Here is a 21,691-nt window from a genome sequence, read left to right as displayed (position 1 = left end):
TCTCTGTATCGGTGGGGGGAGGCTGGCACAGCATGATCGCGGTCAGGAAATCGATCCGGGCGGAATAAAAGCCAGGCAGCGCCTTTCCAGGTGTCTGAATCCGGCCACCAGCGTGAAAGCGATGAGTGCATAAATGAGGGCGGCGATGCCGAATGCGGAAAAGGGCGCGTAGGTGGCGCTGTTGACGTCGCGCGCCACTTTCAGGATTTCCGGCACGGTGGCGGTGAAGGCGATGGAGGTGCTGTGCAACAACAGGATGATTTCGTTGCTGTAGTAGGGCAATGCGCGCTTCATGGCGGCGGGCAGGATGATTTTTGTGTACGTATGCCACCTGGAGAAGCCGAATGCGCGTGCAGCCTCGGATTCGCCGTAGGGCAGTGCGCGGATCGCGCCCGCGAGGATTTCCGTGACGTAGGCGCATTCGTTGATGCAGAACGCCAGCACCGCGCAATTGAAGCCGCTGCGAAAGAAGTTGGCCAGCAGCGGTGTGCCCCGCACGAATTCCAGGCCGAAAATCCCGGTATAGATGATCAACAACTGCACGTACAGCGGCGTGCCGCGAACGACGTAGGTATACACCCAGGTCAGATTCCTGAGCCATGCGTGGCGGCAGGTGCGCAGAATGGCCAAAGGGATGGAGGCCGCCAGGCCGATCGAAAACGACAGCACCAGCAGCCATAGGGTCATGACGGCGCCGGAGATGTTGCCCTGGCCGATGCCCAGATACTGCATCCAGTATTCTTCGAAGATGTCGATCATATGCGCCCCTCGCGCACGCCGCGGCTGAATTTTCGATCCAGGTGGGAAAGAATATATAGGGTGACGGTGGTAAAGATCAGGTAGATGGCGGCCGCCAGCAGAGAGAAGAAAAAGTTTTTTTGGGTGGCCTGGCCGGCTTGCTGCGTGATGCTGATCAGGTCGGTCAGGCCAATGATGGACACCAGTGCCGTTGCTTTGATGATGACCTGGATATTGTTGTTCAGGCCGGGCAGGGCGTGACGCATCATCTGCGGGAAAGTCACCATCCTGAAAATCTGCGGGCCGGACATGCCCGTGGAGCGGGCGGCTTCCAGCTGGCCGCGCGGCACGGCGCGGATCGCTCCGCGAAAGGTTTCGGTCATGTAGGCGCCGTAGATGAACGACAGGGTGACGACGCCGGCGGAGAAGGCGTCGATTTCAATCAGCGCAAGCCCCAGGGCGTCGCAGATCGCGTTCAGCATGATTTGCAGATTGAAGAAAATCAGCAGCATCAGAACCAAGTCGGGGACGGCGCGGATGGCGGTGGTGTAGAGCGTGGCCAGCCCGCGCAAGGCGGCCAGGCGGGAGAGCTTGCAGACTGCCCCCAGGATGCCGATCATCAGCGACAGCGCCGTGGTGACGACCAGCAGGCCGAAGGTCAGCGTGGTGCCTTGCAGAATGTTTGCGCCGTAGCCATAAAACATGATGAGGCGTTTCTCCGGGGATGCTCAAGAGGCGAAGACTGCGGGAGCCTGGGCCGGCACCGCTTGCGGGGTGCCGGCCGCATGAAGGGCGTCGCCGCGATCAGACGGGTTCAAGACCGTATTGCTTGTATTTTTCGATGATTTTTTGGTATTCGCCGGTTTTTTTCAGTGTGTTGATGGCGGTGTCGATGCGGGTCTGCAGTTCGGTGTCGTTCAAGCGCAGGCCCATGGCCACCCCATTGCCAAAGACCTCCGGGTCGACGACGCTGCTGCCGGACATATGGAATTTCGACCCCTGGGGGGTTTCCAGGAAGAACAGGGATGCCGCGCTGTCGGACAGCAAGGCGTCCACGCGTCCCAGTACCAGGTCTTGCTGGGATTTTTCTTCGTTTTGGTACATGACCAGGTTGACCCCTTTGCCTTTCCAGTGTTTGTTGGCGTAGGCCGCTTGCGAGGTGCCTTGGGCCACGCCGATGGTTTTGCCTTTGACGGCTTCCAGGGTGGTGTCGAGATCCTGGGATTTGTCGACCATCATGCGCGACGGCGAGTTATACAGGGTGGTGGAAAACAAGACTTGCTTGGCGCGTTCTTTGGTGATGGTCAGGGCCGACAGGATGGCGTCGATTTTGCGGGCATTGAGCGCGGGGATGGCGCCGTCGAAATTGATGCGCACCCATTTGCATTCCACTTTCATTTCGGCGCAAATGGCGTTGCCGAGGTCAATGTCCACCCCTTGCATGTCGCCTTTGGCGTCGATGCTTTCGTAGGGGGGGAAGGTCGGATCCACCCCCAAACGGATGACGTCGGCCGCCAAGGCGGTACTGGAAACGCAAAAGGCCGTCGCGATCAAGGCCGCCTTTTTGAGGAGTCGGTTCATGAATATCACCAATAGGAATAGGCTGGAAGGGATTTCATCTTAGCAATGCGTAAGTTGTATAGACATTAACGTTTTCCCTAATTTTGCAAATCATCGCTTGGCGGTGAAATTTATATACATTTCGTTCTCTATCAGGAAACCCTCATGACCATCGCCGCTGTTCCTCGCCTGGACACTTATGCGGATCTCCGCACCCATTTTCTTGAAGCAGCCGCACAGGCCGGGGCCCAATTATTCGAGTATGCGCATCCGCTGCGGGGCTTGCAAGACGAGCCCCTGTTCACCGACGTGGCCCGGCTGGGCCGGGCCGATGCCAAAAAGTGGCTGCTGGTGGTGTCGGGGACGCACGGGGTCGAAGGCTACTATGGCTCGGTATGCCAGGCGCTTTATCTGCGGCAGCTGGCGCAGCGCGGCATGGATGAGGCCGTCGGCGTCTTGATGGTGCATCTGATCAACCCCTGGGGGACTGCCTGGAAAAGACGTGTCAACGAAGACAATATCGACCTGAACAGAAATTATCTGGATTTCAGCCAGCCTGTGCCCGTCAACCAGGCCTACGAGGAAATCCATCCGCTGTTTACGGTAGAGCGGGCGTCCCCGCAGGGACGGCAGAAAACGCAGCGGGAGTGGCTGCAAATCCAGCAGCGGCTGGGGCGCGTCGCCTTGAAAAGCAAGCTCGAAGCAGGGCAGTATGCACATCCAGACGGCTTGTTCTATGGCGGCAGCCGCGCCGCCTGGTCAAATCGTACTCTGCGCGAGATTGTGGGCCGATTCCTGCCCCACGCCAGCGATGCGATCAGTCTGGATTTGCACACCGGCGCGGGGCCGTATGGCCATCCCATGCTGATGGCGATTGCGGAACATGACTATCCCGGGATGCAGGATCTGCAGCGGCTCTATGGGCCCTGGCTGTATTCCATCCTGACGCGCCCCGGCCAGGTGACGGATACGGATATTTCCGCCGAGGTCACTGGCTATACCTCGCAGGCGATGGTCGATATGATGGCGGGTGTGCGGTTCGCCCAGTTGGTGGTGGAATGCGGCACCTACGATGGGGCGACGCGCGGCCACCAGTCCATGCTGGACGATCATTTTCTGCACTTGCAGCAACACTTCGACGGGCCTGATTTCCACCGCATCAAGGCGGAAATCCTGGAATTTTTCTACCCTGACGACAGCGATTGGCGCGAGCTGACCTGGGTGCGCACGCGCCAAATACTGGATCGCGCGCTGGCCGCCTTGGCCGCGCGGGCGTGACGCCGCGTCGCGGGCGCACCGGCGCCAGGCCCGCGCCCGCGCCGGATGCCTAAATCTGGCCCGCCAGCTTGTAGCGGTTTCCCGGATACCACATCACTGCCTGCGAGGTAAATGCCCCGCCGGAAAACGTGGCCCGATCCAGCACCAGGCAGGGCTGGTTCAGGGGGATGTCCAAAGGCCCGGCGGTGTCGGCGGTGGGCAGCTTGACTTCGATGGTGTACAGCCCGGTGGGGGACGGGGCCATTCGCATCAGGTATTCATTCGGCGTGATCCGCGACCAGTCCTGGTTCAGGTAGTCGGGCACGCGCTCGGCGTCGACCACGCGGTCTTCCAGTTGGATGGGCACCTTGTTTTCGTGATGGACGATGAGGGAATGAAACAAAGGCGCCCCGGTTCGCAGCCGGAAACGCCGCGCCTGCGCCGCCGTCGCTTTGATTTGCCGCAGCCGCAGCACTTGGCAGGTGTGCAGGTGGCCGCGCTCGTGGATGTCCTGGGCGATGCTGCGGATTTCGATCAGGGTGGATGGAATCTTGGCGGGCGCCACATAGGTGCCGGATCCCTGGTAGCGCAGCAGGATCTGATCGGCGGTCAGTTCGCGCAGGGCGCGGTGCACGGTCATGCGCGATACGGAAAATTGCCGGCACAGGGCCAGTTCGGTGGGGATGACACTGCCCTCTTTCCAGATGCCGCGTGTGATTTGTGCGCGCACATAGTCCTTGATGCGCTGATAGGCGGGGGCCGAAGGCCGGCTGTCCGGGCCGTCCGGCGCATGGCCGGCATCCGGCATGCCGTCCGGCTGTGCGGTGCCAGGCAGCGGGGTTGCACTTGAAGACGTGATTTTTTCCACTTGTGGTGTGATCTTCATGGGGCGTTCTGGGGGCTGTGCGATATCACAGTGTGTGCGATATCACAGCGTTCGTGTGCCGGCGCAAGCGGGGTAGCGGTTTTTGAGGCATCGTGCAAAAGTATAGACGACGCGGGCCGGCGCCTTTAACCCGGCGACGCCGGTGTGTTTGGGTCAGCCGCCTTGCAGAATGTCCGGGTTGACCAGAATGGATCGATCCACGTCCGCAATCGTGGTCTTGCCGCAAAATGCCATGCTGACGTCCAGCTCTTTGGCGATCAGTTCCAGGCAGCGGGAGACTCCGGGGCGGCCCATGGCGCCCAGCGCATACAGAAAGGCCCGGCCGATCAGCACGCCGCGCGCGCCCAGGGCGACGGCGCGCAGCACATCCTGGCCGCTGGTCACGCCGCCGTCCATGAGCACTTCGACTTGTGTGCCCACGGCTTGCACGATGCTCGGCAGGACGGAAATAGTGGAGGGCGCGCCGTCCAATTGGCGCCCCCCGTGGTTGGAAACGATGATGGCGTCGGCGCCGGCCGCCACCGCCAGACGGGCGTCGTCCGCATCGAGAATGCCCTTGACCACGAGTTTTCCGCCCCAGCACTGCTTGATCCATTCCAGGTCTTTCCAGCTCAGGGTGGGATCGAACTGCTCCGCTGACCAGCGTGTCAATGAATGCACGTCTTTCACGCCCTTGGCGTGCCCGATGATGTTGCCGAAGCCATGGCGCCGGGTGCCCATCATGCCCTTGCACCACCGCAGTTTCGTGGCCAGGTCGATGAGGTTTTTCAGGGTGGGCCTGGGTGGGGTGGAGAGGCCGTTTTTGATGTCCTTGTGCCGTTGGCCGACGACCTGCAGGTCGAGCGTGACGATCAGCGCGGCGCAAGCCGCCGCTTTGGCGCGTTCAATCAAGTCCCTGATGAAGGCGCGGTCGCGCATGACATAAAGCTGGAACCAGAATGGCCGCTGTGTATGCGCCGCGACGTCCTCGATGGAACAGATGCTGACGGTAGACAGCGAGAAAGGGATGCCGGATTGTTCGGCCGCCTGGGCGGCGAGAATTTCGCCATCCGCCCATTGCATGCCGGTCATGCCAGTGGGCGCGAGGGCGACGGGCATCGCGGCGGGTTCGCCCAGCAGGGTTGTGCCGATGGTGCGGTGGGCGATGTCCACCGCAACGCGCTGACGGAACTTCAGCTTCTGTAAATCCAGGGCGTTGTCGCGGTAGGTGGACTCCGTCCAGGAGCCCGAGTCCACATAATCGTAGAACATGCGAGGCACGCGCCGCTGGGCAAGGCGGCGGAAATCCTCGGTGCAAGTCATCTGAGCGGGGGACGGCATGGTTCTTCCTTGTGCGGCGCGCGCCATCGCGCGCCATTCTAGGCCCGTGTCCCGCGCATCGTCAACGACTTGACTCGGGTTCCGCCGGCAGGCCGCCCTCAGGCTGGCTGGGCCGATGTGCGCCCGTAGAACAGCTTGGATGTCAGGTCGTTGAGGCGCATGTCCGGTTGCGTGCCATAGGTCAGCACCGAGTTGATGCGTGGCCGTGAACCCGCCACCGGGGTGACGCGGTGCATGGCGTAGCGCCCGCGAAAAAAGGCAAGCGTCCCGGGGGCGCTGGACAGGAGCTTGACCCTGGACGGGTCGTCTTCCAGCACCTTCTGGACTGCGTCGTAGCATTCGTCGGTTTCGGTGCGCAAGGCGGACACATATTCAAACAGCCCCCCTTGCTCGGCGGGTTGGTACATGACCGTGATGGAAAATTCGCTGCGGTCGAAGTGCCAGCCCAGTTCTTCGCCGGGGAAGAATTTCGTGATCTGCAGCGCGTCCAACGGATCGGCGCTGCGATACAGCGCGGATTTTTCCAGCACGGCGGCAATGAAATGGGTCAGGTCGTCCGATTCGTACAACGTGCGCATCGGGGCGTCCGCCGGGATGTAGTCGTAGGCGATGCCGTGTTTGGCCGAGCGCACGACGTGCGCGCGCGGGTGGGCGGCCGGGACGGTATCGTCCACGGGCTCGAAGTACACCGTGTGCGGCCGGTCGGTGATCCAGGCTTTGTCATCCAGACTGTCGGCAATCGAAATCATCTTGGCAACGGCTTGTGGCGTGATGAACCCTTCCAGCACGCAGGCGCCTTCCTGTGCCAGGGCCGCCTGGCATTGCTGGATCAAAGCGCGTCCCGCCGCGCTTTGCAAGTCGTGGATCGGATAGCGCGCCAGATCGACGATGTCGCGGTAGACCGGCGCGGCCGGGCTGGCTTGGGGGCGATGAACGGTATTCGTTTGCATGTCTGTTCTCCAGGATGGGTCGTTGCTTCGAGATTGCGCCGCGTTCGAGACTTCATCTTAAGGCAAGTTGTATGGACAATAGATCGGCTTTAGTTTAGAAAAACTAAACGAAAACGGATGCGCCGGCGGTTGCGATAGCGGCCCGGCCACCAGCCGGACGGGCGTCAGGCGAGCAATTGCGCGTTGAGTTCGGCCTGGTGTTTGCCGCGCACGACCAGCCAGCGGTGAAACGCGCGGCACTGCGGCTTGTGGAAAGTGTCGGGATGCCATTTCAGGACGTAGGGGCGGGGCAGCGGCAAAGCCCGCTTGAACGGAATCAGCAGCCGCCCGGCCATGACATCGGCATACACCATCGAGGCCTGCACCAGGGCGAAGCCCTGGCCCGCCAGGGCCGATTCGATTGTCATGTGCGAGAGCGAGAACGTGCGGCGGATGGGGTGCGCCGCCAGCGCTTTGCGCGCATCGACGCCACAGGCGGCGAACCAATCGGCCCATGCGGGCGGCGAGGCGAATTTTGGCCGCCAGTCTGTTGCCAACAAGGGATAGCGCAGAATATCCGCGGGTTGGTTCAGTGCGGCGTTGGGCCGCAGCAGGGCGGGGCTGCAGACCGGCACCACGCAGTCCGTGAAAAGCTCTATGGTGTTTTGCCTGTTGGGCCTCGTCGTGTCATAAGTAATGCGGAAGTCGATGTCTTCCACGTCGCTGTCTGGTTCGGCGTGACTGGCTTTGAACTGGATGTTCAGCGTCGGGTGATAGCGATCCTGCCAGTCGAAGACCAGTGGCGCCAACCAAGCCGTGAGCACCGAGGGCAATGCGCTGATGGATAGATTGGCGTCGTTGCGGGCGCGCTCCAGCTCGGCCTGGGCTTCGCGCAGCAGTTCAAACGCTGTGGTGCAAGCGCCGTGGAAGCGCTGCCCCGCGGCGGTCAGCCGGACTTGCCTGCCATCTTTCACGGTCAGGTTGGCATCCAGGGTGGTTTCCAGCAGCTTGAGCTGCTGGCTGATCGCCCCGGAGGAAATGCCCAGCCGCCTGGCCGCCTCGGCCAGACTGCGGCTGTGGCCGACCACTTCGAAAACTTGCAGTGAGCGCAGGGGAGGCAGGGGGTTCATGTGTCCAGAATCCGGCCAGGCCCGGGTCGGCTGCCGGGGGCTGACGTGTGCTTGGCGTTGATGGCCGGTGTCGCAAACCAGCTGGCGCCGTAAAAAATATATGCATCGGCAAGCGGCTGTCAATGCGATTTGCCAGCCGCGGCGATGGGGCTGGCATAGAAAAGTATATACTTTTTGGGAATGGGCTTGCGTCGGGATCTTCTGCGCGGCGTCGATAGCCGGCCATTGGAGGGCGGAAGGGTGGAACAGAAAATCTGGCAGGGCCGAGATGATTCGGCAGAAGGCGGCGACACGCGACGCCTGTTTCAATTGGTGCGTCACGATGCGGCGTGGCGGGCCGGCGATGCCGTGCTGCTGGGCTTTGCCAGCGATGCCGGTGTGCGGCGCAACCATGGCCGCCCTGGCGCGGCCGGCGGGCCCTTGCAGGTGCGCCGCCTGCTGGCGGGCCTGCCCGCCCACCGCCTGGATGCCCTGTGGGATGCCGGCGATGTGGTGTGCGAGGCCAATGCCCTGGAGGCCGCGCAGGTGGCATTGGGCGCGCGGGTGACGCGCATTCTGGATAGCGGGGCGCGCCTGGTGGTGATGGGGGGCGGGCATGAGGTGGCCTGGGGGGATTTCCAGGGGCTGCGCGACCACCTTTACGGCCCGGGCGGCGCGGGCGGCCGCTTATTGATCCTGAACCTGGATGCCCATTTCGATTTGCGCACCAGCCGCCCGGGCAGCTCCGGCACCCCTTTCGATCAGATATTGGAAGACAGCCGCCTGCGCGGCCTGCCGGTGCGATATGCCTGCTGGGGGGTGTCCCCCTTGGGCAATACCGCGAGCCTGTACCAGCATGCGCGAGACCTGGGGGTGCAGTATGTCGAAGACCTGCACATGCAAGACCGTTTCCTGGATCAGCGCCTGGCGCAGCTGGATGCCCTGCTGGATCAGGCCGAGCATGTCTACCTGACCATCGACCTGGATGTTCTGCCGGCGTCCGTGGCGCCGGGGGTGTCCGCCCCCGCCCCCCTGGGGGTGCCGCTGTCCGTCATCGAAACGCTGGCCCGCCACGTGCATGCATCCGGGAAATTACGGCTGGCCGACCTGGCCGAATTCAACCCCGAATACGACATCGACCACCATACCGCCCGTGTGGCCGCGCGCTTGGCCTGGCTGCTGCTGCAGCCGGGGGCCGGGGGTGGCCGCGCACAGGACGATGCTTAAATTCGCCCCGCTAGCTTGTAGCGGTTTCCTGGATACCACATCACCGCCTGCGAGGTGAACGTCCCGCCGGAAAACGTGGTGCGATCCAGCACCAGGCAGGGCTGATCCAGCGGGATGTCCAAAGGATCGGCGGTGTCGGCGGTGGGCAGCTTGACTTCGATGGTGTACTGCCCCGACGGCGCCGGCGCCACCTGCATCAGGTATTCGTTCGGTGTGGTGCGCGACCAGTCCTGATCCAGATAATCGGGGACGCGCCGAGCATCCACCACGCGGTCTTCCAGCTGGATGGGCACGTTGTTTTCGTAGTGGACGATGAGGGAATGAAACAAAGGCGCGCCCGCCCGCAGCTGAAAACGCTTCGCCTGCGCGGTGGAGGCCTTGATCCGCCGCAGCTGCAGCACCCGGCAGGTGTGCTGGTGGCCGCGCTCGTGGATGTCCTGGGCGATGCTGCGGATTTCGATCAGGGTGGACGGGATTTTGGCGGGCGCCACATAGGTGCCGGATCCCTGGTAGCGCAGCAGGACTTGATCGGTGGTCAGTTCGCGCAGGGCGCGGTGCACGGTCATGCGCGATACGGAAAACTGCTTGCACAGGGCCAGCTCGGTGGGGATCAGGTCGCCTTCGGCCCAGATGCCGCGCTGAATCTGCTGCAATACATAGTCCTTGATGCGCTGGTAGGCGGGGGTTTCCCGCGTTTTGCGCACTACGGCCTGATCCTGACGGCGCATGCTTCGGTTCCTGTGGGTGGGGCACGCTCTATTCTAATCAGAACTGGCCGCCAGCGGATTCCCGCCGGGGCGCGTTGCGCCGCCGCGCCCGCCCGCCGGTCGTGGCGGCGCCCAGGCGGGGCGGGTCAGTGTTTACCCTGGCAGACCCGGGAGATTGCCGGAATCCCACAGGGTTAACCCGGGATTATGTGTGAACCTTAAACCACCTTATCGTCGGATGCTTATAGCCGCTGGAAGCCGCCTTCGGTACATTGGCTGGAAATCGCTTGATCCGCGTGCCGGGCCGCCGTAGCCTGTGTCCGGCAAGCCCGTCCGATAATTCCTGGAGACAACTATGAGCAAATCCGTCGCCCCGGTCGATGAAGTCTTGCCGATCGGCCAGCTCGGCGCCCTGGGCCTGCAACACGTGCTGGTCATGTATGCGGGCGCGGTCGCCGTGCCCCTGATCATCGGCCGGGCGCTCAACCTCGATGCCCATGAAGTATCCCTGCTGATCGCCGCGGACTTGTTCGCCTGCGGCATCGCCACAATCATCCAGTCCTTCGGCGCCACGCAATGGTTCGGGATCAAGCTGCCCGTGATCATGGGGGTCAGCTTCGCCCCGGTGGGCCCGATGATCCACATCGCCAACAGCAATCCCGGCCACGAAGGGGCCCAGTTATTGTTCGGCACGATCATCGCCGCCGGGATCATCACCATCATCATCGCGCCGTGGATCAGCCGGCTGCTGCGCTTTTTCCCGCCCGTGGTCACCGGCACAATCATCGCCATCATCGGCATTACCCTGATGCGGGTGGGCATCAATTGGATTTTCGGCAATCCCTTCGGCCCCACCGCGCCGTCCGTGGTCGATCCCAACTACGCCGAATGGCTGAACAGCATACAGGCCGCGGCGGGGGCGCCCGGATCGCCCCTGACCGCCGTGCCGCAGGGCTTGTCCATCGTGCCCACCGTGCCCAATCCCCGGTACGCCAATCTCACCGGGGTGGGGATCGCCACCATCGTCCTGCTGTCGATCCTGCTGATCGCCAAGTTCAGCAAGGGCTTTCTGGCCAATATCGCCGTGCTGCTGGGGATCATCATCGGGGCGATCGTCGCTACTTCGATGGGGATCATGACCTTCGAGAAGGTGGGCAAGGCCGATTGGGTGGATATCGTCCTGCCTTTCCATTTCGGGATGCCGAAATTCGATTTCTGGATGATTCTCACCATGACGCTGGTCATGATCGTCATCCTGATCGAATCCACCGGCATGTTCCTGGCGCTGGCCGACATGACCGGCAAGGAAATCAAGCAGAAAGACCTGGCGCGCGGCCTGCGCACCGATGGCCTGGGCACCCTGATCGGCGGGATTTTCAATACCTTCCCGTATTCCAGCTTTTCGCAGAACGTGGGTCTGGTGGCCGTGACCGGGGTGCGCAGCCGCTTCGTCTGCGTGGCCAGCGGGGTGATTCTGCTGGTTTTGGGTTTGCTGCCCAAGCTGGCGGCGCTGGTCGAATCCCTGCCCACCGTGGTGCTGGGCGGCGCGGGCCTGGTGATGTTCGGCATGGTCACGTCCACGGGGATTCGCATCCTGGGCGGGGTGGATTTCAAGGAAAACCGCCATAACGCCATGATTGTGGCCATTTCCATCGGCATGGGCATGATTCCCGTGGTGGCCCCCAATTTCATGCAGTGGACGCCCAAGGCCATCCACCCCCTGATCGAATCCGGGATCTTGCTGACGTCCCTGTCGGCGGTGCTGCTGAATGTCTTTTTCAATGGCGCGCCGCATGACACGCAGGCGGCGGTCGAAGCCGCCAAGCAGGCCGAGGCCTGATTCTCCGGGCGGCGCGGGGCGGGTGCCGGGCCAGCGGCCTGACCCCCGCCCCGCCGGTCGTCCGGGCCGCCTGTCGCCTCATCGGGCGATGGGCCGGTTTCGCGTGCGCCGCATGACCTGGGCGGCGCCTCGCCGGGCCGTGGCGCATCCCGCGAACGCGGTCTGTGCCGCGAGAGGGCCCCTTGGTTAAAATAGGCCTCAATTACCCACTTCCATCATCCAACCCATGACACGACAACGCAAAGGGATCATCCTGGCGGGCGGCTCCGGCACCCGCTTGTATCCCGTCACCCAGGTGGTCAGCAAGCAGCTGATGCCGGTGTACGACAGCCCCATGATCTATTACCCGCTGTCCACCCTGATGCTCAGTGGCATTCGCGATGTGTTGCTGATTTCCACCCCGCGCGACACCCCGCGTTTCGCCGAACTGCTGGGCGATGGCGGGCAGTGGGGCATGAATATCCAGTACGCCACGCAGCCCAGCCCGGACGGCCTGGCGCAGGCTTTCATCATTGGCCGCGACTTCATCGGCAGCCACCCCAGCACCCTAGTGCTGGGCGACAACATTTTTTATGGCCACGACCTGGCCCGCCGCCTGCGGGCCGCCAGCCAGCAGGCCGAGGGCGCCAGCGTGTTCGCCTACCATGTGCAAGACCCCGAACGCTACGGGGTGGTCGAATTCGATGCGGGCCACAAGGCGCTCAGTATCGAAGAAAAACCCGCGCGCCCCAAAAGCAATTACGCGGTTACGGGCCTGTATTTCTACGACAATCAGGTGTGCGACATCGCCGCCAGCGTTCGTCCCTCCGCCCGAGGCGAGCTCGAAATCACCGACGTCAACCAGCACTATCTGCGGCAAGGCCAGCTGAACGTCCAGATCATGGGGCGGGGGTATGCCTGGCTGGATACCGGCACCCACGACAGCCTGCTGGAAGCCAGCCAGTTCATCGCCACCCTGGAAAAACGCCAGGGCCTGAAGGTCGCCTGTCCCGAGGAGGTCGCCTGGCGGCACGGCTGGATCACTGCCGATCAGGTGCGCGCCATCGCCGGCCCCCTGGCCAAGAACTGCTATGGCCAGTATTTGCTGCGCCTGGTGCAGGCGGGGGACGCCTGATGTTCCAAGCCTGTGCCCTCCCCGATGTCTTTCTGGCGGAACCCCGCGTGTTCGGCGACGAACGGGGCTTTTTCTTTGAAAGCTTCAATGCCCGGGCGTTTCGCCAGGCCACCGGCCTGGATCCGGATTTTGTCCAGGACAATCATTCCAAGAGCGTGCGCGGCGTGCTGCGCGGCCTGCACTACCAACTGCCCCCCCATGCCCAGGGCAAGCTGGTGCGGGTGGTCCAGGGGCAGGTGTACGACGTGGCCGTCGATATCCGGCGCGGGTCGCCCACGTTCGGCCGGTGGGTGGGCGAAATCCTGTCCGCCGACAACAAAAAGCAGTTGTGGATACCCCCGGGCTTTGCCCATGGCTTCGTGACGCTGTCGGAGACTGCCGAATTCCTGTACAAGACCACGGCGTTCTATGCCCCGGATCACGAGCGCTGCATCCGCTGGGACGATCCCGCCCTGGCCATCGACTGGCGGCTGGAAGGCCTAGCCCCCACGGTGTCCGCCAAGGACGCGGCCGGGGTGGCGTTGGCCGACGCCGAAGTCTTTTGATCCGCCGTCTTGCCGCGAGTTGCCATGCCGCCGATCCATCTGCCTGACCGTGCGCCCGGACAGGTGGCCGCGCGGGCGCTTGAGCCGGTGACAGAAGCCACGCCGGGCGGCCGCCCGGCCGCCCGGGTGGCGATCCTGATGTGCACCTGGCAGGGGGGGCGGTATCTGGCGCCTCAGCTGGATTCGTTTTTGGCCCAGCGGCATCCGCATTGGCGCTTGTGGGTGTCCGACGACGGCAGCACCGACGACACGCTGGATATCCTCCGGCAATACCAGTCCGGCCGGATGGCGGGCCGTCTGCAGCTGTGCCGGGGGCCGGGGCGCGGTCTGGCGGCCAATTTCCTGTCCTTGGCGTGCCGCCCCGATATCGACGCGGATTACTATGCCTTTTCGGATCAGGACGATATCTGGGAAGCGGATAAGCTGGCGCGGGCCATTGCATGCCTGCGCACGCTGCCGGCGAATGTCCCGGCCCTGTACATTGCGCGCACCCGCCTGGTGGATCAGGACAACCGCGCCTATGGCGAATCGGCGCGCTACACGCGTCCCCCCGGTTTCGGCAACGCCCTGGTGCAAAACATCGGGGGCGGCAACACCATGGTGTTCAACCCCGCCGCGCGGCGCCTGTTGTGTCTGGCGGGGGCCGACGTGGCTGTCCTGGCGCACGACTGGTGGCTGTACATGCTGGTGGCGGGCTGCGGCGGGCGCGTATACTACGACGATTATCTGTCCCTGCGTTATCGCCAGCATGGCAATAACCTGATGGGCAGCAATCTGGGCTTGGCCGCCCGCTGGCATCGCGCCCGACTGCTGCTGCGGGGCCAGTTTCATCGCTGGAACACCGCCAATCTCACGGCCTTGCAGCGTGTTCGGGATCACCTGGATCCCGCCTCCCGGCGGACGCTGGACGCCTTCGTCCAGGGGCGCGCCCAGCCGCTGGCGCCGCGCCTGCGCTGGTTCGCCCGCAGCGGCCTGCGCCGCCAGACCCCGCTGGGCAATCTCGGCCTGCTGGTCGCCGTCCTGTTCGGCAAGCTCTAGCACACAACGGAACCCCTATGCCTGATTTTCATGTGATTACCCCCGCCGACCATGCCGACAAAAGCTGGCGGCCCAGTCCGGGATACGGCTTTGCCGCGCGCGACACCATCGCCGCCCTGGTCATGCAGGAAATCCCGCGCGCCTGCCTCTGCCTGCCCGTGGCCTTTGCGCTGACCGACGACCATTACATGCCGGTGGCCGTGCAGGGCTTGGCGCAGGGACAGAACCTGCTCGTGGGTGCGGACGGCCGCTGGCTGGCCGACTACATTCCGGCGGTCTACCGCGGCTACCCGTTTGCCCTGGCCCGCACCAACGACGATCAGACCGTGTTGTGTTTCGACCATGACAGCGGTTTATTGCAGGCCGGCGCCGCCCAGGGCGACAGCCAGCCGTTTTTCGACGCGCAAAACCAGCCGGTCGAGCGTCTGCGCCAGATTTTGCAGTTTCTCAGCCAGGTGCAGGCCAATCTGCCGGCCACCCAGGCCTTGTGCGCCGCTTTGCGGCAGCATGACCTGATCGAGCCCTGGGCCATCAATATCCAGGGAGAGGATGGCCAGACCACCACGCTGCAGGGTTTGTTCCGCGTGAGCGAAACCGCCCTGAATACGCTGCCCGCCGATGCGTTCCAGGCGCTGCGGGAATCCGGCGCCTTGCCGCTGGTGTATTGCCAGCTGCTGTCCATGCAGCATCTGCAGCGCCTGGGGGCGTTGGCCCGCGCCCAGGCGGCCCGCGCCGAAGCCTTGCCGCAAAGCCCGGCGGGCGATCTGGACCTTGAGTTCCTGAACAGCGGCGGCACGATCAAGTTTCATTGAGGGCCGTCAGAAAACCGTCAGCCGGTGTTCATGCAGAATTAAGGCTTAACATGCTATATTAAAACGCTTTTCTGTTCTTGTCTTTAAAGCGGGCTTTGCGCATGGCGCGGGCCAGGTCGGCCAGGGCAGTTGCCTGCGTCAGCGGCCCATTCCGTGGCCGCCATTCATATTCTCGGTTCAATGATTCCACACAACCGCACCGAACTGGGCGAAGCGCTGTTTCGTTTTCGCCGCATCCTCTACAGTCTGGCGGCCTTCAGTTTCGTCATCAACATGCTGGCCCTGACGCCGTCGCTGTACATGCTGCAGGTCTACGACCGCGTCTTGAACAGCCAGAACGAAACCACCCTGCTGGTGCTGTCGCTGCTGGTGGTGGCGATCTTCGCCCTGTCGGGGCTGCTGCAACTGGTGCGGTCTTCCGTGCTGATCCGGGTGGGCAACCGCTTCGACACCATGCTGAACCAGCGGGTGTTCACCGCCGCCTTCGAGCGCAACCTGCGCCGCGAGGGCGGCAACCCGTCCCAGGCCATCCAGGACTTGACCCGCCTGCGCCAGTTTCTGACCGGCAATGCCCTGTTCGCCGTGTTCGACATCCCCTGGACGCCCATCTACATCGCCGTGGCCTTCATGGTGCACCCGCTGCTGGGGGCGATGAACGTCTTCGGGTCGTTCGTGCTGGTCATCATGGCCTACCTGACGCACGTGGCCACCCACAAGCCGCTGGACGAATCCAACCAGGCCGCCGTGCGCGCCAATGCCTTCGCCAACAGCCATTTGCATCATGCCGAGGTCATCGAGGCCATGGGCATGCTGCCGGGCCTGCGTTCGCGCTGGCTCAACCAGCATCGCCGCATGCTGGGGCTGCAGACTCTGGCGTCCGACCGCAATGCCCGCATCAGCGGCATTTCGCAGTTCGTCCGCATCTCTTTGCAGTCCCTGATCCTGGGCGTGGGGGCCTTGCTGGTCATCCAGGGCAAGATCACCGCCGGCATGATGATCGTCTGTTCCATCCTGATGGGGCAGGCCCTGCGCCCGGTCGAAATGGCCATCAATTCCTGGAAGCAGTTCATCGCCTGCAAGGGCGCTTATGCCCGCCTGGACGAAATGCTCAAGACCGCGCCGCCGCGCGGGGCCAGCCTCAGCCTGCCCGCGCCCCGCGGCCATCTGCTGCTGGAAAACGTCTTCGCCACGCCGCCGGGCGCGCGCGCCGCCGTGCTGAAGGGCCTCAACTTCAGTGTCGATGCCGGCGACGTGGTGGGCGTGATCGGCCCCTCGGGGGCGGGCAAGTCCACCCTGGCCCGCCTGCTGGTGGGGGTCTGGGGGGCCCAGGCCGGCAATGTGCGCCTGGATGGCGCCGATATCTATCGCTGGAACAAAGACGAACTCGGTCCGCACATCGGCTACCTGCCCCAGGATATCGAACTTTTCGAAGGCAGCGTGGCCGAAAACATTGCCCGCTTCGCCACGCCGGACGCCAATCAGGTGATTGCCGCGGCCAAGCAGGCCGGGGTGCACGACATGATTCTGCGCCTGCCCCAGGGCTATGATACGCAGATGGGGATGAACGGTTCTTCCCTGTCCGGCGGCCAGCGCCAGCGGGTGGCCCTGGCGCGCGCCATCTACGGCAATCCGGCGCTGATCGTGCTGGACGAGCCCAATTCCAATCTCGACGAGGCCGGCGAGGCCTCTTTGGTCGAAACCTTGCGGGTTCTGAAGGCCCAGGGCTCTACCGTCATCGTCATCACGCACCGCACCAGCGTCTTGTCCGCCGTCGATAAACTGCTGGTGATGCGCGATGGCGTGGTCATGATGTACGGGGCCCGCGAGGACGTGCTGAAAGGCCTGCAACAGCAACAACTGCAGGCGCGCGCCGCCGCCGGCAACGGCCCGCTGCAGGTCGCCGCCGGCCGATAGAGACCCCCATGAAGCTATTTTCACGCAAAACCACCGCCGAAGACGACATCAATGCGGCCCTCGAAACCCCGGGCAGCCACGTCGATGAAAATTTCGTCCGGCCTCTGCGCATCGGCCTGCTGGCCTTGTTCATCGGCTTCGGCGGTTTCGTCGCCTGGGCGGGCTTCGCCCCGCTGGACGAGGGCGAGCCCGCCAACGGCGTGGTCGAGGTCGTGGGCAACCGCAAGACCATCCAGCACCTGGAAGGCGGCACCGTGGACGCCATCCTGGTGCGCGACGGAGATCGGGTCAAGTCCGGCCAGGTGCTGCTGCGCCTGAATCCCACCCGCGCCCTGTCCGACCGCGGGGTGGCCAGTTCGCAGTACATCATCGCCCGCACTACCGAAGACCGCTTGTTGGCCGAGCGTGAAGGCCTGGACGCCATCGTGTTCGACGAAGCGCTGACCCGGCGCTTCCACGACGACCCGCGCTACAAGCGGGCGGTGGCCGCCCAGGAAGAACTGTTCCGCACGCGCCGCGCCGCCCTGAACGGCGAGGTCGCCATTCTGCGCGAGAACCTGGCGGGGGCGGAGGCCCAGCTGGAAGGCCTGTTGCAGGTGCAGGCCAGCCGCAAGGAACAGATTGGTTACATCAACAAAGAACTCGCCGGGGTGCGCGAACTGGCCAAGGACGGCTACCTGCCGCGCAACCGCCTGCTCGAACTCGAACGCGATGCCGCGCAGCTGCAGGGCGCTCTGTCCAATGCGGTGGTCGATACCGGGCGCACGCGCAACCAGATCGCCGAACTCAAGCTGCGCATTCTGCAGCGCCAGCAGGATTACCAGAAAGAAGTCCAGTCGCAACTGAGCGATGTGCAAAAAGAAGCTACTTCGCTGGCCAACCGGCTGGCCGCCCTGGATTACTCGGTCGAACAGACCGACATCCGTTCGCCCATCGAAGGCACGGTGCAAAACCTGAAAATCCACACGGTGGGCGGCGTCATCGCCCCCGGGGCCGAGCTCATGGAAGTCATCCCGGACGATGCCTCCTATGTGGTGGACGCCCAACTGCCGGTTCAGGCCATCGACCGCGTCTATCCCGGGCTGCCGGTCGAGATCACCTTCCCCGCGCTCAACCACGCCAAGACGCCCAGCGTGCCGGGCGAGCTCATTACCGTGTCGGCCGACCGCATTACCGACCCGCGCTCGGGCATGCCGTACTACCAGGCCAAGGTCAAGCTCCTGCCCGAAGGCCAAAACATGATTGATGAAGTCGGCGGAGACATCCGGGCCGGGATGCCCGCGACCGTGATGATCAAGCTGGGCGAGCGCACTTTGTTCAGCTATCTGCTCAAGCCTTTCCTCGAACGCCTGCACACCTCGTTGACGGAAAAATGATCTTGCGTGCCCGTGTCCTTGCCCTGCTGCTTGGTTTGATGCTGCCGCTGGCCGCCGCGCCGGGGGCGGCCCAGGGGGCGGACGCGCAGGCGGATGCCGGCCAGGCCGCCGCCCCGGTGTCCTTGGCCGCCGCCTGGCAATTGGCCAAGGCCAACGATCCCAGCTACCAGGCCGCCATCAGCGAACGCCAGGCCGGGCAGGCCAACCGCGCCCTGGGGCGGGCCGCCCTGCTGCCGCAGATCAGCGCCAGCGCGGGCCGCAGCCGCACGCGGGGCACGCTGCAGGCCCCGGATGCGCGTGGCGATGTCGCCGATGTCGACCTGGCCTACATGACCCGCACCAACCAGATCCAGGCCAGCCAGGTGCTGTTCGACTGGACCAAGATCGCCAATGCCCGCCAGGGGTATGCGCGCGCCGACTTCAGCCTGGCGGTTTTCGACACCAAGGCGCGCGATACCGCCACGCGCCTGGTCAATCGCTATCTGCAGGCTTTGTTGTCCTACGAAAACGTGGCCTTGTCGCGCGGCGACCTGGACACCAGCGACAAGAACATCGACATCGCCCAGCGCCGCTACCAAGCGGGCGAGGGCACCATCACCGATGTGCGCGAAGCCACGTCGCGCCGAGACCTGTCGCGCGCCAACCTGATCCAGGCGGAAGACAGTCTGGCGATCGCCCGGCGCGAACTCCAGGCCATGATCGGGGCCGATCCGGCCACCGTCCTGGGCTTGTCGCCCGATTTTCACCCGTTGCCGCCGGATCCCCTCGACCTGGCCGTCTGGCAGGCGCGCGCCGAGCAGGCCAATGCCGATATCCGCAGCAGCCAGCAAAACCTGCGGGTCGCGGAACGCGAGGTCGACAAGGCCATCGGCGGTTTCCTGCCGACGGTCAGCGGCGTGGCGGCGCGCAGCGTCAACCAGTCGGATTCAGTTTCGACGCGCGATCAGTACAGCTACTACAACAGCATCGGCGTACAGGCCAATGTCTCGATTTTTTCCGGTGGCCAGACGATTGCCCAGGTGCGGCAGGCGCGCCATGGCCGGGATCAGGCCGGGCACCAGTTGGCGGCCGCCCAGGCCCAGGTCGGGGTGGATGTGACACGCCAGTACCAGGGGGTGGTCAGCGGGGCGCAGCGCATTGCCGCCTTGGAAACCGCCGTGCGCACGGGGGCGCAGTCGCTGGAGGCCATGCAGAAAAGCTACCAGGGCGGCACCCGCAGCATCAGCGACATCCTGGACGCTCAGGATCAACTGTTCACGGCGCGCCGCGACCTGGCTCAGGCGCGTCTGGAATACGTCAATGCCCGGATCGGCCTGGATGCCGTGACGGGCGCCTTGGACGATGAGGCGATTGCGCGGGCGACCGCAACCTGGTTTGGCCCCGATGTCGTCCAGCTGGACTGAGTCCATGGTTCGCCTGCTTGCCGTTGTGCTGCTTTCCCTCGGGTTGTCGGCGTGCGCCGCGCTGGACGGGATGTGGCCGTCCGGTGCGTCGGACGCCGCCGGCCGCGAGGATGCCGCCGCTGGAAACCTGTCGGCGCACGAACCTCCCGCGGCAACCCCGCCGGATGCCGCGCAGCCCTTGGGCCAGCCCGGCGGCGCGGCGGATGACCGCCCGGCCGAGGCTGGTGGGGCCGGCCCGGCGGCCGGGGTGCTGTCGGCGGCGCTGGACGCCCTGGATCGGCGCCGGGCCGGCCAGTTGACCTTGGCGCAGGCCTGGCCCCTGGCGCTGGCGCACGACGCCGCCTGGCAGGCGGCCACCAGCGCCCGCCTGGCCTCCGGGACGTTTCGCGCCCAGGGCCTGGCGGGCCTGCTGCCCCAAGTCCAGGCCGGGTTTTCGCGCAGCCGCATCGACGGCCTGCGCCGGCAGCCCTGGTTGTTCGATCTCATGCGCGAGTCGGTTCTCGAATACGATTCGACCAACGCCTATGTGCAGCTGCAGCAGCCGTTGTTCGACCTGGGGCGCTACAACACCTGGCGCTGGGCCCAGGCCCGGGCCGACCAGGGGGATGCCGATTGGCAGGCGGCGCGCCAGGATCTGGCTGCCCGTCTGAGCGACGCCTGGGTGGCCGTGCTGGGCGCGCAGGATGCTCTGGTGCTGCGCCAGGCGCTGGCCGAATCCCTGGAAGGCCAGATGAAAGGCCAGCAAGCTTTATTCCGGCACGATGAGGGCAGCGTGACCGATGCCCGCCAGGTGCAGTCCCGCCTGGAAATCGCTCGGGCCGATGCGATCCAGGCGCGCGCCGGCCTGCTGGTGGCCCGGCAAGCCCTGCAGGCCATGCTGGGCGTGCCCATCGGGGAAGGCCCCGATCAGCGCCAGCCGGTGGCCCCGCAATTCGCGGTCGCGGAAACGCCGGCCGCCGGCGCCGCCCCGGCGCGGCCGGCCGCCGGCGTCGGGATGCCGCCGGCGGTTTCCCCGGCCGGCGGCCATGCCGAAGCCGATGCCGATGCCGATGCCGATGCCGATGTTTCGGCCGCGTTGACCACGATCCAGGCCGTCGCGCTGCCGCCGCTGCGGCCCGCCCGGCTGGTGGATTGGCTGGATCTGGCGCGTGCCCGCAACGCCGACATTGCCGCCCAGCGGGCCAGTCTGCGGGTGGCCCAGGCCGACGTCAGCCGGGCGGCCAGCCGCCACGCGCCCACGCTGGCCTTTGTGGCCAGTTGGGCCAAGGCCGACAGTGAAAACCTATCGACACTGAGCCAGCGCACCAATACCTACGTCCTGGGCCTGCAGCTGAATGTTCCTTTGTTTTCCGGCGGCTACGACACGGCCTTGACCGCCCAGGCCCGCGACCAGGCGCGCCAGGCCAGCCATACGCTGGATGCCACGCTGGCGCAAACCCTGGCGGACGTCATGCGCCACTACCAGGCGGTGACCGGGGGCGAGCAGCGTATCCGCGCGCTGGAATCCGCCGCCGAGTCCGCCGCCCTGAGCCTGGAAGCCGCCCGTAAAATCCAGCACTATGGCCTGGGCAGCACTCTGGATACCCTGAAAATGCAGGATCGGCTGTTCAATGTACGCGCCCAGCTGAACCAGGCCCGCCTGGATTATCTGCGCGCCCGGATCGCCCTGCTGGCCGCCGCGGGCATCCCTTTGGACGATATTTTCCTGGGCCACGTCTTCGCGTCCTGAGTGGCGGCGGGCCGCCGCGCCATGACGCAAAAAAGACCCCCACGCCGCGCGAGCGATGCCCGCTTGCTGCCCCCCGAGGGGGCTGTCTTTGCCTTGGGACGGCCCGGCGGCAAAAAATGGCCGGCGTCAAGCCCTTCGTGCAAATTAATCGAGGCTTGAAACCATATACGGGACAATAGGTTAGCTC

General features: G+C 64.6%; 19 protein-coding genes. 11 read left to right on the top strand and 8 right to left on the bottom strand.

From position 1 onward, the window contains the following. Window positions 1-42: 42 nt before the first annotated feature. From hisM to ACMHYJ_RS03655, 3 genes are all read right to left on the bottom strand, one after another. Window positions 43-759: a histidine ABC transporter permease HisM gene (hisM, locus tag ACMHYJ_RS03665; RefSeq protein ID WP_414244862.1), complete on the bottom strand. Its 717-nt coding sequence runs from the start codon at window positions 757-759 to the stop codon at window positions 43-45. Next, window positions 756-1,445 (bottom strand): ABC transporter permease, encoded by a 690-nt coding sequence (locus ACMHYJ_RS03660; protein WP_414245194.1) that lies wholly within the window; start codon window positions 1,443-1,445, stop codon window positions 756-758. Before ACMHYJ_RS03660 ends, hisM begins: the two co-directional genes overlap by 4 nt. A 97-nt stretch (window positions 1,446-1,542) precedes the next feature. Beyond that, window positions 1,543-2,319, bottom strand: a complete 777-nt coding sequence (locus ACMHYJ_RS03655; RefSeq protein WP_414244861.1) for a transporter substrate-binding domain-containing protein — start codon at window positions 2,317-2,319, stop codon at window positions 1,543-1,545. A 144-nt stretch (window positions 2,320-2,463) separates the two neighbouring features. Here ACMHYJ_RS03655 and ACMHYJ_RS03650 point away from each other — a divergent pair, with 144 nt between their 5' ends. Next, window positions 2,464-3,576, top strand: a complete 1,113-nt coding sequence (locus tag ACMHYJ_RS03650; RefSeq protein ID WP_414244860.1) for a DUF2817 domain-containing protein — start codon at window positions 2,464-2,466, stop codon at window positions 3,574-3,576. Between the two features lie 49 nt (window positions 3,577-3,625). Here ACMHYJ_RS03650 and hutC (ACMHYJ_RS03645) read toward each other — a convergent pair whose 3' ends face one another. The 4 genes from hutC (ACMHYJ_RS03645) to ACMHYJ_RS03630 all read right to left on the bottom strand — a co-directional run bounded on the left by hutC (ACMHYJ_RS03645) (window position 3,626) and on the right by ACMHYJ_RS03630 (window position 7,820). After that, the gene (hutC, locus tag ACMHYJ_RS03645) at window positions 3,626-4,363 is read right to left on the bottom strand and encodes a histidine utilization repressor (protein WP_414245193.1); all 738 of its coding nucleotides are present in this window, start codon (window positions 4,361-4,363) and stop codon (window positions 3,626-3,628) included. A 231-nt stretch (window positions 4,364-4,594) separates the two neighbouring features. Beyond that, complete coding sequence (locus tag ACMHYJ_RS03640) at window positions 4,595-5,761, bottom strand: L-lactate dehydrogenase (protein WP_414244859.1); 1,167 nt, start codon at window positions 5,759-5,761, stop codon at window positions 4,595-4,597. A 98-nt stretch (window positions 5,762-5,859) separates the two neighbouring features. Then, on the bottom strand, window positions 5,860-6,711 hold the full coding sequence (locus tag ACMHYJ_RS03635; protein WP_414244858.1) for a hypothetical protein: 852 nt from the start codon (window positions 6,709-6,711) through the stop codon (window positions 5,860-5,862). A 164-nt stretch (window positions 6,712-6,875) separates the two neighbouring features. Next, on the bottom strand, window positions 6,876-7,820 hold the full coding sequence (locus ACMHYJ_RS03630) for a LysR substrate-binding domain-containing protein (protein WP_414244857.1): 945 nt from the start codon (window positions 7,818-7,820) through the stop codon (window positions 6,876-6,878). Window positions 7,821-8,060: 240 nt separating this feature from the next. On the opposite strand from ACMHYJ_RS03630, the gene hutG reads away from it, so the two are divergent. Then, window positions 8,061-9,026 (top strand): formimidoylglutamase, encoded by a 966-nt coding sequence (gene hutG, locus ACMHYJ_RS03625; protein ID WP_414244856.1) that lies wholly within the window; start codon window positions 8,061-8,063, stop codon window positions 9,024-9,026. On the opposite strand, the gene hutC (ACMHYJ_RS03620) is transcribed toward hutG, so the two are convergent. After that, window positions 9,023-9,754, bottom strand: coding sequence for a histidine utilization repressor (gene hutC, locus ACMHYJ_RS03620; RefSeq protein WP_414244855.1), 732 nt, complete (start codon window positions 9,752-9,754; stop codon window positions 9,023-9,025). The genes hutG and hutC (ACMHYJ_RS03620) overlap by 4 nt on opposite strands. Before the next feature lie 334 nt (window positions 9,755-10,088). On the opposite strand from hutC (ACMHYJ_RS03620), the gene ACMHYJ_RS03615 reads away from it, so the two are divergent. The 9 genes from ACMHYJ_RS03615 to ACMHYJ_RS03575 all read left to right on the top strand — a co-directional run bounded on the left by ACMHYJ_RS03615 (window position 10,089) and on the right by ACMHYJ_RS03575 (window position 21,504). Further along, complete coding sequence (locus ACMHYJ_RS03615) at window positions 10,089-11,573, top strand: nucleobase:cation symporter-2 family protein (protein WP_414244854.1); 1,485 nt, start codon at window positions 10,089-10,091, stop codon at window positions 11,571-11,573. Window positions 11,574-11,799: 226 nt separating this feature from the next. Then, window positions 11,800-12,687 (top strand): glucose-1-phosphate thymidylyltransferase RfbA, encoded by an 888-nt coding sequence (gene rfbA, locus ACMHYJ_RS03610; protein ID WP_414244853.1) that lies wholly within the window; start codon window positions 11,800-11,802, stop codon window positions 12,685-12,687. Next, window positions 12,687-13,232: a dTDP-4-dehydrorhamnose 3,5-epimerase gene (gene rfbC / locus ACMHYJ_RS03605; protein WP_414244852.1), complete on the top strand. Its 546-nt coding sequence runs from the start codon at window positions 12,687-12,689 to the stop codon at window positions 13,230-13,232. The genes rfbA and rfbC overlap by 1 nt, the downstream gene beginning before the upstream one ends. A 24-nt stretch (window positions 13,233-13,256) precedes the next feature. Continuing rightward, complete coding sequence (locus ACMHYJ_RS03600) at window positions 13,257-14,270, top strand: glycosyltransferase family 2 protein (RefSeq protein WP_414244851.1); 1,014 nt, start codon at window positions 13,257-13,259, stop codon at window positions 14,268-14,270. A 17-nt stretch (window positions 14,271-14,287) separates the two neighbouring features. After that, window positions 14,288-15,082, top strand: a complete 795-nt coding sequence (locus ACMHYJ_RS03595) for a SapC family protein (RefSeq protein ID WP_414244850.1) — start codon at window positions 14,288-14,290, stop codon at window positions 15,080-15,082. 180 nt (window positions 15,083-15,262) lie between these two features. After that, complete coding sequence (locus ACMHYJ_RS03590; protein WP_414244849.1) at window positions 15,263-16,996, top strand: type I secretion system permease/ATPase; 1,734 nt, start codon at window positions 15,263-15,265, stop codon at window positions 16,994-16,996. Between the two features lie 8 nt (window positions 16,997-17,004). Further along, entirely contained in the window at window positions 17,005-18,372 is a 1,368-nt protein-coding gene (locus ACMHYJ_RS03585) for an HlyD family type I secretion periplasmic adaptor subunit (protein ID WP_414244848.1), read from the top strand. A 2-nt stretch (window positions 18,373-18,374) separates the two neighbouring features. Further along, the gene (locus ACMHYJ_RS03580) at window positions 18,375-19,775 is read left to right on the top strand and encodes a TolC family outer membrane protein (RefSeq protein WP_414244847.1); all 1,401 of its coding nucleotides are present in this window, start codon (window positions 18,375-18,377) and stop codon (window positions 19,773-19,775) included. A gap of 4 nt (window positions 19,776-19,779) precedes the next feature. Beyond that, window positions 19,780-21,504, top strand: coding sequence for a TolC family protein (locus ACMHYJ_RS03575; RefSeq protein WP_414244846.1), 1,725 nt, complete (start codon window positions 19,780-19,782; stop codon window positions 21,502-21,504). Window positions 21,505-21,691 lie beyond the last annotated feature (187 nt).

The organism is Castellaniella hirudinis (genome assembly GCF_047468865.1).
GTDB classification, from domain to species: domain Bacteria; phylum Pseudomonadota; class Gammaproteobacteria; order Burkholderiales; family Burkholderiaceae_B; genus Castellaniella; species Castellaniella hirudinis_A.
The sequence above is the reverse complement of the archived record's forward strand: the minus strand, read 5'-3'. Positions and strand labels throughout refer to the sequence as shown.

Bases quoted from the DNA above. Each gene is read 5' to 3' on its own strand.
- hisM (WP_414244862.1), bottom strand. From the start codon at position 759: ATGATCGACATCTTCGAAGAATACTGGATGCAGTATCTGGGCATCGGC.
- ACMHYJ_RS03595 (WP_414244850.1), top strand. From the start codon at position 14,288: ATGCCTGATTTTCATGTGATTACCCCCGCCGACCATGCCGACAAAAGC.
- ACMHYJ_RS03630 (WP_414244857.1), bottom strand. From the start codon at position 7,820: ATGAACCCCCTGCCTCCCCTGCGCTCACTGCAAGTTTTCGAAGTGGTC.
- ACMHYJ_RS03585 (WP_414244848.1), top strand. From the start codon at position 17,005: ATGAAGCTATTTTCACGCAAAACCACCGCCGAAGACGACATCAATGCG.
- ACMHYJ_RS03575 (WP_414244846.1), top strand. From the start codon at position 19,780: ATGGTTCGCCTGCTTGCCGTTGTGCTGCTTTCCCTCGGGTTGTCGGCG.
- hutC (WP_414244855.1), bottom strand. From the start codon at position 9,754: ATGCGCCGTCAGGATCAGGCCGTAGTGCGCAAAACGCGGGAAACCCCC.
- hutC (WP_414245193.1), bottom strand. From the start codon at position 4,363: ATGCCGGATGCCGGCCATGCGCCGGACGGCCCGGACAGCCGGCCTTCG.
- ACMHYJ_RS03615 (WP_414244854.1), top strand. From the start codon at position 10,089: ATGAGCAAATCCGTCGCCCCGGTCGATGAAGTCTTGCCGATCGGCCAG.
- ACMHYJ_RS03590 (WP_414244849.1), top strand. From the start codon at position 15,263: ATGATTCCACACAACCGCACCGAACTGGGCGAAGCGCTGTTTCGTTTT.
- ACMHYJ_RS03640 (WP_414244859.1), bottom strand. From the start codon at position 5,761: ATGCCGTCCCCCGCTCAGATGACTTGCACCGAGGATTTCCGCCGCCTT.
- rfbC (WP_414244852.1), top strand. From the start codon at position 12,687: ATGTTCCAAGCCTGTGCCCTCCCCGATGTCTTTCTGGCGGAACCCCGC.
- ACMHYJ_RS03635 (WP_414244858.1), bottom strand. From the start codon at position 6,711: ATGCAAACGAATACCGTTCATCGCCCCCAAGCCAGCCCGGCCGCGCCG.
- ACMHYJ_RS03655 (WP_414244861.1), bottom strand. From the start codon at position 2,319: ATGAACCGACTCCTCAAAAAGGCGGCCTTGATCGCGACGGCCTTTTGC.
- rfbA (WP_414244853.1), top strand. From the start codon at position 11,800: ATGACACGACAACGCAAAGGGATCATCCTGGCGGGCGGCTCCGGCACC.
- ACMHYJ_RS03600 (WP_414244851.1), top strand. From the start codon at position 13,257: ATGCCGCCGATCCATCTGCCTGACCGTGCGCCCGGACAGGTGGCCGCG.
- ACMHYJ_RS03650 (WP_414244860.1), top strand. From the start codon at position 2,464: ATGACCATCGCCGCTGTTCCTCGCCTGGACACTTATGCGGATCTCCGC.